Source organism: Streptococcus sp. GMD6S, assembly GCF_000297015.1.
In genome coordinates this window covers 1-937 of the sequence record NZ_AJRH01000185.1, presented here as the reverse complement: position 1 = coordinate 937, position 937 = coordinate 1, and the positions used below count along the sequence as shown (strand labels likewise).

General features: G+C 32.3%; 1 protein-coding gene. It reads right to left on the bottom strand.

Features of this window, described 5'->3' with window-relative positions; translation table 11 throughout:
• Positions 1 to 114 precede the first annotated feature (114 nt).
• Positions 115 to 937: M protein trans-acting positive regulator PRD domain-containing protein (locus GMD6S_RS09545; RefSeq protein ID WP_000607501.1), on the bottom strand; the 823-nt coding region annotated here is incomplete at its 5' end.

Genomic DNA, 937 nt, shown 5'->3' with positions numbered 1-937 from the left:
TGTTGTTCTGAACTAAAAAATGACAGGATTGTTAGGATATTCTGAGTTTAGTATAGATAAAATTCTTTCCTTATAAAACAAAAAACGCTATCTAGCGTTTTTTGTTATTCTTAGTTACTCGTCTAATCGAATAAACATCATTGCGTTAAGCAAAGAGATGAGAGCGACTGTATTGACATTATTGGAATAGATCAGTCTCTTATTTTCAATAGGTGGAATAATAAAATTTGAAATAATGATGTCGTAAGGTGATTCTTTTAGAGCATCAAGGGATAACTCTAATTCACTCCAAACTTCCAGTTCAAAATTGTTACTGCAATAGTAAGAAAGTGTCTCAGCTACTGATTTTGCATGATACTGATCAAAATTACTCATGACCAAAACCTTTAATTTAGGTTGATTTTGTAAAATATTTAGCACCAAGTGTTTGCTATGAGTGATAAAAGTATAAGACAAATGATTGACCTTCATTGAACTATCATCCATTTCCAAAGTCTTTAGATAATGTTCCATTCCTTCCTTCACCTCTGAAACAAAGCGAGGGAAAATATTTTGAAAGTTCTTGATTGTATTACCTTTTTGATCAAATAGGATAAACTCTGTCGATAATTCCTGGCGATGCAGATGTGCTGTATTATGCAGATGCCAAATCAGATTGTCTCTATTGTCTACTTGGAGATTATAGTCTCTTGATACCTGATCTACTAGTTCTCCCAATAACTGATACGATTTTTTTACATAGCTGTCTGTTTTTGCATGGTTCAGAAATACTTCTTCATCTATGAAAAACATTTTTTGAAAATAGGATACAAATAGTTGACCTATCACTTCTTTATTCAGAGAGATACGATATTCAGAATCAAAGCTCGCTACAATCTCTTCGATGCCTTCTGCCTGCATGAAAGACTCTAACAATTGATTGTTAAAAGAATTTTTC